The 14,093-nt window shown below is 72.1% G+C and carries 12 protein-coding genes; 1 reads left to right on the forward strand and 11 read right to left on the reverse strand.

The genetic code is table 11. The features are described 5' to 3' along the window. Positions 1–7: 7 nt before the first annotated feature. The 11 genes from argH to GSF22_RS20605 form a co-directional block, all read right to left on the reverse strand. The gene (argH, locus tag GSF22_RS20555; RefSeq protein ID WP_208815364.1) at positions 8–1,471 is read right to left on the reverse strand and encodes an argininosuccinate lyase; all 1,464 of its coding nucleotides are present in this window, start codon (positions 1,469–1,471) and stop codon (positions 8–10) included. 14 nt (positions 1,472–1,485) lie between these two features. Further along, on the reverse strand, positions 1,486–2,691 hold the full coding sequence (locus GSF22_RS20560; protein WP_208815354.1) for an argininosuccinate synthase: 1,206 nt from the start codon (positions 2,689–2,691) through the stop codon (positions 1,486–1,488). Then, positions 2,688–3,203, reverse strand: coding sequence for an arginine repressor (locus GSF22_RS20565; RefSeq protein ID WP_208815355.1), 516 nt, complete (start codon positions 3,201–3,203; stop codon positions 2,688–2,690). Before GSF22_RS20565 ends, GSF22_RS20560 begins: the two co-directional genes overlap by 4 nt. Next, entirely contained in the window at positions 3,200–4,126 is a 927-nt protein-coding gene (gene argF / locus GSF22_RS20570; protein WP_208815356.1) for an ornithine carbamoyltransferase, read from the reverse strand. The genes GSF22_RS20565 and argF overlap by 4 nt, the downstream gene beginning before the upstream one ends. Beyond that, positions 4,123–5,445 carry an acetylornithine transaminase gene (locus tag GSF22_RS20575; protein WP_208815357.1) on the reverse strand — a complete coding sequence of 441 codons (1,323 nt, stop codon included), beginning with the start codon at positions 5,443–5,445 and terminating at the stop codon, positions 4,123–4,125. The genes argF and GSF22_RS20575 overlap by 4 nt, the downstream gene beginning before the upstream one ends. Further along, positions 5,442–6,347 carry an acetylglutamate kinase gene (gene argB / locus GSF22_RS20580; RefSeq protein WP_208815358.1) on the reverse strand — a complete coding sequence of 302 codons (906 nt, stop codon included), beginning with the start codon at positions 6,345–6,347 and terminating at the stop codon, positions 5,442–5,444. The genes GSF22_RS20575 and argB overlap by 4 nt, the downstream gene beginning before the upstream one ends. Further along, positions 6,344–7,516 carry a bifunctional glutamate N-acetyltransferase/amino-acid acetyltransferase ArgJ gene (gene argJ, locus GSF22_RS20585; protein ID WP_208815359.1) on the reverse strand — a complete coding sequence of 391 codons (1,173 nt, stop codon included), beginning with the start codon at positions 7,514–7,516 and terminating at the stop codon, positions 6,344–6,346. Before argJ ends, argB begins: the two co-directional genes overlap by 4 nt. A gap of 115 nt (positions 7,517–7,631) precedes the next feature. After that, complete coding sequence (gene argC, locus GSF22_RS20590; RefSeq protein ID WP_208815360.1) at positions 7,632–8,636, reverse strand: N-acetyl-gamma-glutamyl-phosphate reductase; 1,005 nt, start codon at positions 8,634–8,636, stop codon at positions 7,632–7,634. 170 nt (positions 8,637–8,806) lie between these two features. Beyond that, the gene (locus GSF22_RS20595) at positions 8,807–9,613 is read right to left on the reverse strand and encodes a hypothetical protein (protein WP_307804166.1); all 807 of its coding nucleotides are present in this window, start codon (positions 9,611–9,613) and stop codon (positions 8,807–8,809) included. Positions 9,614–9,716: 103 nt separating this feature from the next. After that, positions 9,717–12,002, reverse strand: a complete 2,286-nt coding sequence (locus GSF22_RS20600) for a hypothetical protein (protein WP_208815361.1) — start codon at positions 12,000–12,002, stop codon at positions 9,717–9,719. After that, entirely contained in the window at positions 11,999–12,856 is an 858-nt protein-coding gene (locus tag GSF22_RS20605; protein WP_208815362.1) for a hypothetical protein, read from the reverse strand. The genes GSF22_RS20600 and GSF22_RS20605 overlap by 4 nt, the downstream gene beginning before the upstream one ends. Before the next feature lie 429 nt (positions 12,857–13,285). Between GSF22_RS20605 and GSF22_RS20610 the strand changes: the two genes are divergently transcribed. Continuing rightward, positions 13,286–13,948: a Crp/Fnr family transcriptional regulator gene (locus tag GSF22_RS20610; RefSeq protein WP_244367901.1), complete on the forward strand. Its 663-nt coding sequence runs from the start codon at positions 13,286–13,288 to the stop codon at positions 13,946–13,948. The last annotated feature ends 145 nt before the right edge of the window (positions 13,949–14,093 follow it).

A 14,093-nucleotide genomic window follows, 5' to 3' on the forward strand; every position in this document is an offset into this window, starting at 1 on the left:
GGTGGGGTCAGCGCGGGACGACCCGCTCGGCCGCCCACTGCCGCCACCCGGTGAGCTGGTCGACCGCTGCGGCGAGCTGGTCGGCCACCGGACCGGGGCCGGTCGAACCGGGGGTGGTCCGGGCGGCCAGCGCCGACCGCACCGACAGCACCTCGCGTACCCCCGGATCGAGATGCTCGCTGACCAGGGTCAGGTCCGCGTCGGACACCTCGTCGAGGGCACAGTCCCGGGCCACGCAGAGCGCCACCAGCCGACCGGTGATCTCGTGCGCGTCCCGGAAGGGCACGCCCCGCCGGACCAGCCAGTCGGCCACCTCGGTGGCCAGCGAGTACCCCACCGGCGCGGCGGCGACCAGCCGGTCCACGCGTACCGTCATCGTGGAGATCATCCCGGCGAGGGCCGGCAGCAGCAGCTCCAGGGTGTCGACTGCGTCGAAGGCCGGTTCCTTGTCCTCCTGCATGTCCCGGTCGTACGTCATCGGCAGGCCCTTGAGCATGGTCAGCACGGCCATCAGGCCGCCGACCAGCCGGCCGGACTTGCCCCGGGCCAGTTCGGCGATGTCCGCGTTCTTCTTCTGCGGCATGATCGACGAACCGGTGGCGAAGGCGTCGTCCAGTTCCACCCAGCCGAACTCCTGCGAGGTCCAGAGGACCACCTCCTCGCCGAGCCGGGACAGGTGCACCCCGACCAGCGCGGTGACGAAGAGGAACTCGGCCACGAAATCCCGGTCGGCGACCGCGTCCATCGAGTTGGCCGCCGCAGCGGTGAAGCCCAGTTCCTGGGCGGTACGCACCGGGTCCAGCGGCAGCGACGACCCGGCCAGCGCACCCGCGCCGAGCGGGCTGACCGCGGCCCGGGCGTCCCAGTCCCGCAACCGGTCCAGGTCCCGCAGCAGCGGCTGCACGTGGGCCAGCAGCCAGTGCCCGAAGGTGACCGGCTGGGCGTGCTGGAGATGGGTCATCCCCGGCGCGGGGGTGTCCACGTGCCGCTCGGCCTGCTCCACCAGGGCCTCGGCCAGCTCGACCAGCCGACCGGCCACCCCCCGCGCGTGGTCGCGCAGGTAGAGCCGCAGGTCGGTGGCGACCTGGTCGTTGCGGGACCGGCCGGCCCGCAGCTTGCCGCCCAGGCTGCCGAGGCGCTCCAGCAGACCGCGCTCCAGCGCGGTGTGCACGTCCTCGTCGTCCACGGTGGGACGGAACGCCCCGGAGGCACAGGCGGCCTCCAGGTCGTCCAGGGCGGCCAGGATCTTGCCGAGTTCGTCGGCGTCGAGCAGCCCCGCCCGGGCCAGTACCCGGGCGTGCGCCCGGGAGCCGGCGAGGTCGTACGGGGCGAGGCGCCAGTCGAACTGCACGCTGACCGAGAGCCGGGCCAGGGCCTCTGCGGGGCCGCCGGCGAACCGGCCACCCCACAGGCTCGTACGGTTGGTGGCGGCGCTGTTCTCGGTGAGGCTCTTGTCGTCCACGTCGCTCATTCTGGTCTGCATCGTCAGTAACCTCCCAACCGGGCGTCCCGGGCCACGGCCATCCTGCTCGGCAGCCCCCAGAGCTGCACGAAACCCCTCGCCAGCGACTGGTCGAAGGTGTCACCGGTGTCGTAGGTGGCCATCCCGAAGTCGTAGAGGCTCGCCTCGGACCGCCGGCCGGTGACCACCGCGCGACCGCCGTGCAGGGTGAGCCGCACCTCGCCGCTGACCTGCTGCTGGGCGTCGTCGACGAACGCGTCCAGGGCCTTCTTCAGCGGGGAGAACCACAGGCCGTCGTAGACCAGTTCGCCCCAACGCTGGTCGACGCCGCGCTTGAACCGGGCCAGGTCCCGCTCGACGGTGACCGCCTCCAGTTCCTGGTGCGCGGTGATCAGCGCGATCGCGCCCGGCGCCTCGTAGACCTCCCGGCTCTTGATCCCGACCAACCGGTCCTCGACCATGTCGAGCCGGCCCACGCCCTGGGCGCCGGCCCGCCGGTTCAGCTCCACGATCGCCTGGTACGGGGTGACCGTCTCCCCGTCGAGGGCGACCGGTACGCCCGCGTCGAAGGTGATCACGACCTCGTCGGCGTCGCGCGGCTCAGCCGGGTCGGCGGTGTAGGAGTAGAGGTCCTCGACCGGGCCGTTCCAGATGTCCTCCAGGAAACCGGTCTCGACCGCCCGGCCCCACAGGTTCTGGTCGACCGAGTACGGCGACCGGCGGGTCACGTCGATCGGCAGGCCACGCTCCTCGGCGTACGCGATGGCCCTGTCGCGGGTCCAGGCGAAGTCCCGGGCCGGCGCGACGATCTTCAGGTCCGGCGCGAGGGCACCGAGCCCGACCTCGAAGCGGACCTGGTCGTTGCCCTTGCCGGTGCAGCCGTGCGACACGATCGTGCCGCCGTGCCGGCGGGCCGCGGCGACCAGGTGCGTGACGATCAACGGCCGGGACAGTGCGGAGACCAGCGGGTACCGGTCCATGTAGAGGGCGTTGGCCCGGATCGCCGGCAGGCAGTAGTCGGCGGCGAACTCGTCGCGCGCGTCGACCACCTCGGCCTCGACGGCGCCGCAGTCCAGCGCGCGCTGCCGGACGACGTCCAGGTTCTCCCCGCCCTGCCCGACGTCGACCGCCACCGCGACGATCTCCGCGCCGATCTGTTCGGCCAGGTAGGGAATGGCGACCGAGGTGTCCAGCCCGCCGGAGTACGCCAGTACCACCCGCTCGCTCATGGTGTGCTGCCCCCCTCGGCATGGTCGTCCCGGCCGGCCCAGGCGGAGAGCTTCGCGCCCAGCGCGGCGCCGCCGACGGCCTCCCGGGCCACGACGAGGATGGTGTCGTCGCCGGCGATGGTGCCCACCACCTCGGGCAGGCCCGCCCGGTCCAACGCGCTGGCCAGGAACTGCGCCGCGCCCGGCGGGGTACGCAGCACGGTGATGTTCGCGCTGGAGTCGACGCCGGTGAGCAGTTCCCGCAGCAGCCGGACCAGCCGGGCCGGAGCCGACTCGGCGTCCCGCAGCGGGCGCTTGCCGTCCTCCGGGATCAGGTAGACGGCCGGACCGTCGCCTCCGCGTACCTTCACCGCGCCCAGCTCCTCCAGATCCCGCGACAGGGTGGCCTGGGTGACCTGCACACCGTCGGCGGCGAGCAGGTCGGCCAGCTCGGTCTGCGAGCGGACGGAGTGGTCCCGGACCAGCTCGACGATGCGGGCGTGCCGGGCGGTGCGGGTCAGCGGTCCGGTCATGAATCGGCCTCCAGCAGGAAAGTCAGCAGCGCCTTCTGGGCGTGCAGCCGATTCTCCGCCTGGTCGAAGACCGCGCTCTGCGGGCCGTCGAGCACCGCGTCGGTGATCTCCTCACCCCGGTGGGCGGGCAGGCAGTGCAGCACGATCGCCCCGGGCGCGGCCAGCGCCAGCAGTTCCGGGTTCACCTGGTACGGCCAGAACGGGGTGAGCCGGTCCCGGCCGTCGCCCTCCTGGCCCATCGAGGTCCAGGTGTCGGTGGCGACCACGTCGGCGGCCTTCACCGCGTCGGCCGGGTCGCGCAGCACGGACACCGAGCCGCCGGTGGTACCGGCGATCTGCTCGGCCCGGGCCACCACCTCCGGGGACGGGTCGTACCCGTCGGGGCCGGCGACCCGCACGTGCATCCCGGCGGTCGCCCCGGCCAGCAGGTACGACTGGGCCATGTTGTTCGCCGCGTCACCGACGTAGGCCAGGACCCGACCGGCGGTACCGCCGCAGCGTTCCCGGACGGTCAGCAGGTCGGCCAGGAGCTGGCAGGGGTGGAAGCCGTCGGTCAGCGCGTTGACCACCGGCACGCTGGCGCCGGTGGCCACCTCGGCGATCCGGTCGTCGCCGTGGGTCCGCAGCACGATCGCGGCGACGTAGCGGGAGAGCACCCGGCCGGCGTCGGCCAGGGTCTCCCCCCGCCCGAAGTGGGTCACCTGGGTGTCCACCACCAGCGGATGGCCGCCGAGTTCGGCGATCCCGGCGTCGAACGAGATGCGGGTCCGCAGGCTCTGCTTGTCGAACAGCACCGCCACCGCCCGGGGACCGGCCAGCGGCCGGAACGCGAACCGGTCGACCTTCATCCGGGCAGCCAGCTCCAGCACGGCGGACTGCTCGGCCGGGCTGAGATCGTCGTCGCGCAGGAAGTGGCGGGTCATTCGGTCAACTCCGGGCTTGCGGTCGGGTGCGGGGTCGACGGGGCCGAGGTTCCGGCCGCCGTCGCGGGCAGGGCGGTGTCCGCTGTGCCCGCCAGGGCGGGGTCCGCTGCTCCGGGCAGGGCGGCGTCCGCTGTGCCCGGCAGGGCAGCAGCGGGCAGCGCGGCGTCCAGGGCGGCGGGCAGGGCGGCGAGGAACGCGTCGGCCTGCTCCACGGAGAGCACGAACGGCGGTGCCAGTCGCAGTACCCCCGGCTGCACCGGGTTCGCCAGGAAACCGGCGTCCCGCAGCACCCCGGCCACCGCCGTGGAGGCCGGCGCGGTGAGGACGATGCCGAGCAGCAGGCCGGCCCCCCGGACCTCGGCGACCAGCGGGTGGCCCAGCGCCTCGACGCCGTGCCGGATCCGCTCGCCGATCCGCTTGACGTGGTCGAGCAGCCCTTCGCTGGCGATGGTGGAGATCACCGCGAGGGCGGCGGCGCAGCTGATCGGGTTGCCGCCGAAGGTGGTGCCGTGCGCACCCGGACCGAGCAGGTCGGCGGCGCCGCCGAAGGCCAGGCAGGCGCCGATCGGCAGGCCCCCGCCGAGCCCCTTGGCCAGGGTGACCACATCCGGCAGGACCCCCTCGGCCTGGTGGGCGAACCAGTGCCCGGTCCGGCCGATCCCGGTCTGCACCTCGTCGAGCACCAGCAGCGCGCCGTGCGCCGAGGTGATCCGCCGGGCCTCGGCGAGGTAGCCGGCCGGGGGTACCACCACCCCGTTCTCACCCTGGATCGGCTCGATGATCACCATGGCGGTGGCGTCGGTGACCGCGTCGGCCAGGGCGGCGGGGTCACCGTACGGGACGTGGGTGACCTCACCCGGCAGCGGACGGAACGGGTCGGCCTTCGCCGGCTGGCCGGTGAGCGCCAACGCGCCCATGGTCCGCCCGTGGAACCCGCCGTGCGTGGCGACCACGTGGGTCCGCCCGGTGAGCCGGGACAGCTTGAACGCCGCCTCGTTGGCCTCGGCGCCGGAGTTGGCGAAGAAGACCCGGCCGGGCCGGCCGGCCAGGGCGAGCAGCAACTCGGCCAGGGCCACCGGTGGTTCGGCGACGAACAGGTTGGACACGTGGCCCAGGGTGGCCACCTGCCTGGACACGGCCGCGACCACGGCCGGGTGGGCGTGGCCGAGGGCGTTGACCGCGATCCCACCGAGCAGGTCGACGTACTCCCGACCGGACTCGTCGACGACGACGGCACCGGACCCGGAGACCAGGGCCAGCGGCGGGGTGCCGTAGTTGTCCATCATGGCCTGGCCCCAGCGTTCCACCAGCGAGGTCACGACTCCACCGCACCTTCCGCCCGCACGACCATCGTTCCGAATCCCTCCGAGGTGAAGATCTCCAGCAGGGTGGAGTGCGCGACGCGACCGTCGACGACGTGCGCCGCCGGCACGCCGCCGCGTACCGCCCGCAGGCACGCCTCCATCTTCGGCACCATCCCCGACTCCAGGCCGGGCAGCAGGTCCGCCAGCTCCGCGTCGGTGATCTCCGAGATCAGGCTGCCGGTGTCCGGCCAGTCGGCGTACAGCCCGGCCACGTCGGTCAGGACCACCAGCTTGCGGGCCTGCAACGCGATGGCCAGCGCGGCGGCGGCGGTGTCGGCGTTCAGGTTGTGCAGCACCCCGTCGACGTCCGGCGCCACGGTCGAGATGACCGGGATCCGGCCCGCGTCGATCAGGTCGGTCACCGCCGAGACGTCGACCGAGTCCACGTCACCGACCTGACCGATGTCGACCGGTTCACCGTCGACGTACGCCGGGCGGCGCACCGCGGTGAACAGCCGGGCGTCCTCGCCGGAGAGGCCGACCGCGTACGGGCCGTGCGAGTTGATCAGACCGACCAGTTCCCGGCCGACCTGACCGACCAGGACCATCCGCACGACGTCCATCGCCTCCGGCGTGGTGACCCGCAGGCCACCCTTGAACTCGCTGACGATGCCGAGCCGCTGGAACATGGCGGAGATCTGCGGCCCGCCGCCGTGCACGACGACCGGCTTCAGGCCGGCGTACCGCAGGAACACCATGTCGGCGGCGAACGCCTGCTGCAGCTGCGGGTCGACCATCGCGTTGCCGCCGTACTTGACCACGACGACGGCCCCGGAGAAACGCGTGAGCCATGGCAGCGCCTCGATCAGCGTGGCCGCCTTGGCCTGGGCCCGGGTGAGGTCGGCGTCGAGGCTCATGTCGAGTACGCCGAGTTCTCGTGCACGTACGCGTGCGAGAGGTCGTTGGTCCAGACGGTGGCCGACCGCCGGCCGGCGTGCAGGTCGATCCGGATGGTGACGTCCCGGCCAGAGAGGTCCACCGTGGAGCGGTCCTCGGCGGCGGCGCCGGAGCGGCACACCCAGACCCCGTTGACCGCGACGTCCACCGCGTCGGGCTCGAAAATGGCCCGGGTGGTGCCGACCGCCGCGAGGATCCGGCCCCAGTTCGGGTCGTTGCCGAACAGGGCCGTCTTGACCAGGTTGTTGCGGGCCACCGCGCGTCCCACCTCGACCGCGTCGTCCTCGTCGGCCGCGCCGACCACGTCGATGGCGATCTGCTTGGTGGCACCCTCGGCGTCCGCGATGAGCTGCTGGGCCAGGTCGTGGCAGGCCGCGGTGACCGCGGCGGCCAGTTCCAGGTCGGTCGGGGCGATCCCGGACGCGCCGCTGGCCAGCAGCAGCACCGTGTCGTTGGTGGACATGCAGCCGTCGGAGTCGATCCGGTCGAAGGTGACCCGGCAGGCCGCGCGCAGCGCGGCGTCGAGCGCCTCCGGTCCGGCCACCGCGTCGGTGGTGAGGACGCAGAGCATGGTCGCCATGGCCGGGGCGAGCATGCCGGCGCCCTTGGCCATCCCGCCGACCGTCCAGCCGCTGCCGTTGGCGACCGTGGTCTTCGGCCGGGTGTCGGTCGTCATGATCGCCTCGGCGGCGGCCTGCCCACCGGACCGGGACAGTCCGCGCACCGCCGCCCGGACCCCGGGGAGCAGCCGGTCCATCGGCAGCCGCTCGCCGATCAGGCCGGTCGAGCAGACCGCCACGTCACCGGCGCCGAGGATGAGCCGGCCCGCCGAGCCGGTCAGCGCGGACGCGGTGTACTCGGCGGTGGCGTGGGTGTCCTGGAAGCCGGGCGAACCGGTGCAGGCGTTCGCGCCGCCCGAGTTGAGCACCACGGCGCGTACCACCCCGCCCCGCAGGACCTGCTGGGACCAGAGCACCGGCGCGGCCTTCACCCGGTTGGCGGTGAAGACCCCGGCTGCGGTGGCGTCCGGCCCGTCGTTGACGACCAGGGCGACATCCGGCGCCCCACTGCTCTTCAGACCGGCGGTGACACCGGCGGCCCGGAAGCCCCGAGGGGCGGTGACTGTCACTGGGCTGCCCTTTCGTTCGCGACTGCGGTGCTCCGCTGCGCTGCGCTCCTCGCGCTCACCGAACCCACCTCTTCGTTCGCGACTGCGGTGCTCCGCTGCGCTGCGCTCCTCGCGCTCACGGGGCAACGCCGAAGACGGACAGGCCGGTGGTCTCCGGCAGGCCGGACATCAGGTTGGCGCACTGCACGGCCTGTCCGGCCGCCCCCTTGCCCAGGTTGTCGATGGCGCTGACCACGATCACGCGGCCCGAGTCGACGTCGACGGCGGCCTGGAGGTGGCAGGAGTTCGAGCCGAGGGTGGCGGCGGTGTGCGGCCAGGCGCCCGCCGGGAGCACGTGCACGAACGGGCTGTCGGCGTACGCCGACGCGAGGACCGCCCGTGGGTCGGTGCCGACGACCGACGGCAGCGCGGTGACCGTGGCCAGGATGCCGCGCGGCATCGGGGCCAGCACCGGGGTGAAACTGAGCGTGGTGGCGCCGGTGGCCTGCTTGATCTCGGGTACGTGCTGGTGGGCGCCGACCTTGTAGGGCGACAGGTCCCCCATCACCTCGCTGCCGAGCAGGTGGGCTCTGGCCGCCCGGCCGGCACCGGAGGTACCGGAGGCGGCGACCACCACGACGTCGTCGGGGGCAACCGTGCCGGCGGCGACCAGCGGGGCCAGCGCGAGCGTGGTGGCCACCGCGTAGCAGCCGGTCGCCGCGACCCGGGTCGCGGCGGCGATCACCGCCCGCTGGCCGGGCAGCTCGGGCAGGCCGTAGGTCCAGGCCCCGGCGTGCGCGCCACCGTAGTAGCGCTGCCAGGCGGCGGCGTCGGTCAGCCGGTGGTCGGCGCCGAGGTCGACGACCTTGACCCCGGACGGCAGGGCGGCGGCGAGCGCCGCCGACTGGCCGTGCGGCAGGGCCAGGAAAACCAGGTCGACGTCGGCCAGGGCATCCGGTTCGGTTGCGGTGAACACCAGGTCCAGCCCGGCGAGCTGCGGGTGTACGGCCGCCACGGGCTGACCGGCCTGGCTGTGCGCGGTGGCGACGGTCAGGTCGAACTCGGGGTGACCGGCGAGCAGGCGGAGCAGTTCACCACCGGCGTATCCACTCGCCCCGGCAACCCCGACCTTGATACCCATACCCACCTCCGCATGTCTATGCAGAGAAGGCTAGCCCAACGTCGGGAGCGTCTGCAACTCTATACACCCTTCCGCATGAAATCACAGTACGGCGGCAGTCCTCGCCTGGTACGGGAAGGGCCTCCCCACCCGATCGCGACGGAGGCCCTTCCTGGTGTCACCGTCCTACATCAGGCCGCTTCGTCCAGACCGTACTGCCGTCGATAGGTACGCAGGGCCACATCCCAGGCCTCGGTGTACTCCGACGGGCCGAGGGCCAGGTCACCGTGGCCACGTACCGCCTGGGTGAGCAACGTGACGAGTTCGGGTACCGCCTGACGCCGCTCGGTGACGTACTGGCCGAACACCTCCGCGAACCGCTCCCCGGTCAGGCGGGCGGCGTGCAGGGTGACCGGATCCTGCTCCAGGCTCTGCAACACGTCCCGCCACCGACGGGTCAGATCGTCGGCGAACTCGGTCCGGAGCTTGCTCAGCTCGTGTTCACACTCCAGCGCGATCCGCTGTTCCCAGTACGGCCGGAGCCGCTCGCGTACCCGCTCGTCCGGCCGGACCCAGACCCGCACCGTGAACTGCGGCTGCCCTGGGCGGGCCGCCCGGGGCCACCGTTGCTCCCGGAAACAGTCGTTGAGTTTCTCCTCGAGCTCCTGCGAGCGGTGCGGCTCGTAACCCCGGGCGATCGCGGCCGACAGTTCACGTACCACGCCGACCGCCCACGTCATGTTGTGCAGATCGACTCGGTACCGGAGTTCCTCCTGACGTATCTGCTGCCCGGTCCAGTCGTAGATTGCGTGGATCCGGAAATCGAAGGCCTCACCGAGCGCCGGTACGACGATCGGTTCCGCCGGGACTCGGCGGAGCGTGGCCAGTTCCGGTACCCGCCCCGACGGCGGTGGAACGAGCACCGGAGTCGTGACCGGACCCCGCCACCAGGCCAGGAAGCGCTGCCAGCAGCTGCGCCGGTGCGACTGCGGGGACACCAGCGGCGCCACCGGACGCGCCGGCCCGGTCTGGCGGGGAACAGCCTGCGCGGCCCCGGGTGGAGGATCGGACGGAGCGGAGGGGTGGATCGGGTTCGACAACTCAGTCCTCCAGGGTGAGCGGCGCGAGCCGGAAGAGCAGTTGGTTGTGCGGCATGACCGGTCGCCAGACATGGCGAAGCTGGTGGGCCAGACGCCGCCGCAGCGGCTGGTCGATGATCGTCGCGCGCAACAGATCGAGACACGCCTCGGCGACGTCCGGATGGCCGTCCGCCTGGTTCAGCCAGTACCCGAGGGTGCGCCAGGAGCGGTAGGCGGTCTCCGGCAGGCTCAGCGCCACCGCCCAGAGCGATGCCACGTCGGCCCGCTGGACGACACCGGCCCGGATCAGGTCGAGCAGAGCCGGCCAGTGCGATCTCGGGGCCGGCGCCCACTGGTCGGCCAGCGTCCGCGTGGCGCGTGCGGCATGCCGCCGGACCTCAGGATCCGGCGACCGGACCCAGTCCACGAGGGCAGGAACGACCAGGTCCGCGTGCCCACCCCGGTAGACCTCCAGGAGCCCACGGACCACCGAGTTCTGCCAGCGTTGCAGCCGCCACTGTGCGACCCGGCGCAACTGCGTGACAGCTGTCTCCGGCCACACCTGAGCGAGTCCCAGCGCGTAGGCGCGTGCGACCGTGTCGCGTTCGTACGCCGTCCCCTCCGCCCAGCGGTCCAACAGGACCTGTACGGGGCGACGGAGCTCCGGCTGCATGGCCATCGCGACCAGGGCGACGCCGGCGACCTGTCGTACCCCGGCCTGACGCTCCCGGGCGAGCGCACGCAGGACGTCGAGGACTGCTCCCGTACTCTGCCCGGCCGACCAGCCGATGGCTGCCCCGGCCGCCTGCCGGACCTGCGACGACCCGGTGCGCGCCAGCCCGGCGAGCCAGTCGAGCAGCCGCTCGCTGATGCCCCAGTCGGACCAGGCGACCTCCAGCAGGCTGGCCGGCAGGAGCGTGTCACTGTCGGAGAACCGGAGGGTCCGCACCCCGGCCGACCGGTCCGTCTCGCCGGCCACGACAGCCTCACGCAGCTGCACGCCGAGAAGCAGGTCGAGGTCCGGCTGTCGGAGCGACCCGGTGGCTCCCGCCATCCCGATCCCGGGGCCGAGCAGCTGCTGGGCCGCCCACCGGATCTCGGTCAGCGGGCAACCGCCGAGCACACCGGTGGCGAGCCGGAAGGCCCGCAGGTAGTCGGTACCGCCGAGGTCCGCCAGACCGGGTTCGTCAGCCGGATCCAGGATGATCCGCGCCCGGTGACGGAGCTGCTGCGGCAGCAGTCGGTTCAGCAGTCCGGTCAGCTCGGCGCCCCTGGGTACCGTGTCCGCCACCGCCTCGGCCAGCCGCGCGATCTCGGCCGGTTGGGGACTGCCGTCGAGATAGCTGCGCAGCGACGGCTGTCGGGCGCACTCCTGATCGAGATAGTCCTCGACACACCGGCCGGCACACGAGGCGCACCAGGCCACGCAACGGCCGCGCAGGCGATGACCGAGCTGGGCACGGAATATCTCCCAGGGGACGGCCGGTTGGTGTTCCACCAGGTCACCGGCGATCTCCCGGTCGCCGAAGTCCCCGATCACGACAAGGCTGCTGGCCAACCGGCCCACCCTGGCCGCGAGGCCGACCAGGGTCATCCCGTCCAGGTCACGCTGCCGGGCGTCGACCATCAGCACGTACCCGTGGTCGCGGTCCAGTTGGCTGTCCTCCCGGACCAGGTCACTCAGTCGCTCGGCCAGCAGGAGCCCGACCCGGTGGGATCCGTACCGACGGGCCAGGGCGGTACAGGCACTCGTGAACCGACCGGTGCCGGGACGTCCGCTCAACCTGATCAGGGGGGAACGGCTGAGGTGACCCTCCAGCCGTTCGTCGGTCTTGGCCGGGGCGTACGCCGACATCATGTCGTCCACCGTCCTGGCCGAGAGCACCTGGCACCAGACGCCGTCCCCCGCACCGGACCGGACGGTGGTGAGGTTCAGTGTGCCGATGGCGGTGGCGCCGTGGCCGGTGGCGTTCTGGCCGTGCACGCGGACCGTGCCGGTGGCGATGCGGGGAAGTCCGAGCAGGCTCTCCAGCCGGGCGAGGACGTCGGACGCGGCCGGCAACTCCGCCTCGTCCTCCTCGTCGGTGTACTCGTCCTCGCTCTCCCGCCCCTGGTCGCCCTCGGGGCCTGACGGGCCGTCGAACCGGGGACCGACCTGTGCGCCCGGCCCGTCCGTGACCGACTGCTGGTCTGGGGCCGGGTCATCGGCGCCAGGTACCGCCGGGTCGGGGGAATCCGCGCCGGAGCCCGGGAGTCGTCCCGGTTTCCGGTCGGCGGTACTCCCGTCGGATGATGGCAGGCCACTCACCGGCTACGTCCGCCCTCGCCGAAGTGGTGGCCCCTGTTGACCGATCCGATCGCCTGCGCGCCGTGGCCGATGGCGTTCTGGCCGGTCACCTGGATGTCGCCGGTCCGGATGCCGCCCTGCCCCCGGCCCGGACCGCCCGCCGCGCCGTACCCGTCGCGGCCAGACCCACCGATTCCTGCCGCTTCGTCCGGACCAGCCGGGCCGCCGGTACCACGGTCGGCCAGTTCCGGCTCCCGCAGGCCGGTCTGCGCTGGCACCGGCGCCGAGGCGAAGTACTCGTCGATCACACAGATCCAGGCGTACTCCCGGAAGTCCTTCTCCCTGTGATGCACCTCGATCTGCTGGAACCGTTCCGGACGGAGTTCCTCCGGATACTCGGTCACCACGTCGCGGTAGATGTCGGAGGAGACGATCAGCGCCACCCCCGCGTCGGGAAAGGCTGCCAGCGCGTCCTTGAGCGGCTGTGCGTCGCAGAGCCGGGAGACGTAGGTGACCGCGTTGCCCGGGAAGCCGTTCTCGCCGTCGAGGTGGACGAGCCCCTGGTGCAGTGCGACCCGCAGACGGACCTGGGCAGCCGCTACCCGACTGCTGTTGTACGCCCGCAGACGGCGGTTGAGTTCCGGTACGAAGCGACCGATCACCCTCGGTTCCTGGGTGTCCGCCGGCAGGATCGTCAGTTCACCGTCACCGGACTGCTGGGTCTTCCAGGAGAGCCGGTCCAGCCCGACAGCACCGGCCGCCTCGCGGAGGAGTTCCTGGAAGGCCCGCTGTGCCTCGTACTGCTGCGTGTTGCTTCGTCGGCTGTACCGCTCCATGTCCACCGAAATGAGCAGTCGCCGCTCAGGATGCGTCATGTGCACCCACCTCTCGTCCGTGGGAACCCATACCCGTTCGGGCACCGCAGGAGAGGTAAGCGTGAATCGGTCGGCGACACCCCGTACAAGTACGGGATCGACCCAGAACTCCACCCGCCACGTCCGAATTCCGTCTTCCCCTCCTATGGGGACTTCCGGCACGGCGTCCCCCGCTCTGCTTGAGGGATGGCAGGAATCGCCCTCACCGATCTGGCCGAACTGTTGTCCGCCCTCGGCGCACCGCCGGCACTCGTGCTGGTGGTTGTCCTCGCCACCCTCACCGCCCGCTGGTCGTCCAGTCGCCGGTCACCACAGGACGCATGCGACCGGCTACGCTTCGTTCGCCTCCGCAGATCCCGTCTCCCAGGAGTGACCGTGCCGTCTGCGCCACCCGCATCCGCCCCCGCCAGCTGGCCGTACGGAACGTTCATGTCCCGGCTGGACGAACCGATCCGTCGGGAACTGCTCCAACTGGGGGGAACCCGCAGGTACGCGCCCGACGAGATCCTGATCCTTGAAGGCGAGGAGAAGAACGACCTGATGCTGATCTGCGGCGGGCTGACCAAGGTGACCGCCGGCCTGCCGGACGGCCGGACCGCACTGCTGGCGCTCCGGGTCGGCGGCGATCTGATCGGGGAGATGTCCGCGCTGAACGGATGGCCACGATCCGCCACCGTCACCGCCTGTGCACGGACCGAGGTCAGAAGAATCCCGAAGGACGACTTCATGTCGTTCCTCTCGCGTAACCCGGACGCGGCGCTGGACCTCGCGGCCATGGTCTCCGACCGGCACCGCTGGTCGAACCATCGACGGATCGACTTCAGCTCCTATCCGGTCAGGGTCCGGGTGGCCCGGATCATCGCTGACCTGGCCCGCACCCACGGGCGGTGGAGCCCGAACGGGGTGGTCATCGACGTGCACCTGACCCAGCCGGATCTGGCGACGATCTGCGGGGCGGCCGAGACGAGCGTGCAGAAGGCACTACGGGAGATGCGGACGGAGGAACTGATCGAGACCGACTACCGGAAACTCACCGTCCGAAATCTGGCCGGGCTGCGCGAGGCCGGCATGCTCGACCCCGACGAGGGTTAGGAAGGGCCCCTTCCTCTACTTGGGGTCTAGTGGTCCTCGCAACACCCGGATCTTCTGGGGGTTGCGAGGACCGTGTCCGTTTCCGTGGAACTCAAGGCGAAGTTCTTCGAGGTTCTCGATCGCGTCGGCAGTGTGCCCGTGGCTG

Source organism: Micromonospora echinofusca, from assembly GCF_017614955.1.
GTDB classification, from domain to species: domain Bacteria; phylum Actinomycetota; class Actinomycetes; order Mycobacteriales; family Micromonosporaceae; genus Micromonospora; species Micromonospora echinofusca_A.

Bases quoted from the DNA above. Each gene is read 5' to 3' on its own strand.
- argC (WP_208815360.1), bottom strand. From the start codon at position 8,636: ATGGGTATCAAGGTCGGGGTTGCCGGGGCGAGTGGATACGCCGGTGGT.
- GSF22_RS20565 (WP_208815355.1), bottom strand. From the start codon at position 3,203: ATGACCGGACCGCTGACCCGCACCGCCCGGCACGCCCGCATCGTCGAG.
- argB (WP_208815358.1), bottom strand. From the start codon at position 6,347: ATGAGCCTCGACGCCGACCTCACCCGGGCCCAGGCCAAGGCGGCCACG.
- GSF22_RS20560 (WP_208815354.1), bottom strand. From the start codon at position 2,691: ATGAGCGAGCGGGTGGTACTGGCGTACTCCGGCGGGCTGGACACCTCG.
- argH (WP_208815364.1), bottom strand. From the start codon at position 1,471: ATGAGCGACGTGGACGACAAGAGCCTCACCGAGAACAGCGCCGCCACC.
- GSF22_RS20610 (WP_244367901.1), top strand. From the start codon at position 13,286: ATGTCCCGGCTGGACGAACCGATCCGTCGGGAACTGCTCCAACTGGGG.
- GSF22_RS20605 (WP_208815362.1), bottom strand. From the start codon at position 12,856: ATGACGCATCCTGAGCGGCGACTGCTCATTTCGGTGGACATGGAGCGG.
- argF (WP_208815356.1), bottom strand. From the start codon at position 4,126: ATGACCCGCCACTTCCTGCGCGACGACGATCTCAGCCCGGCCGAGCAG.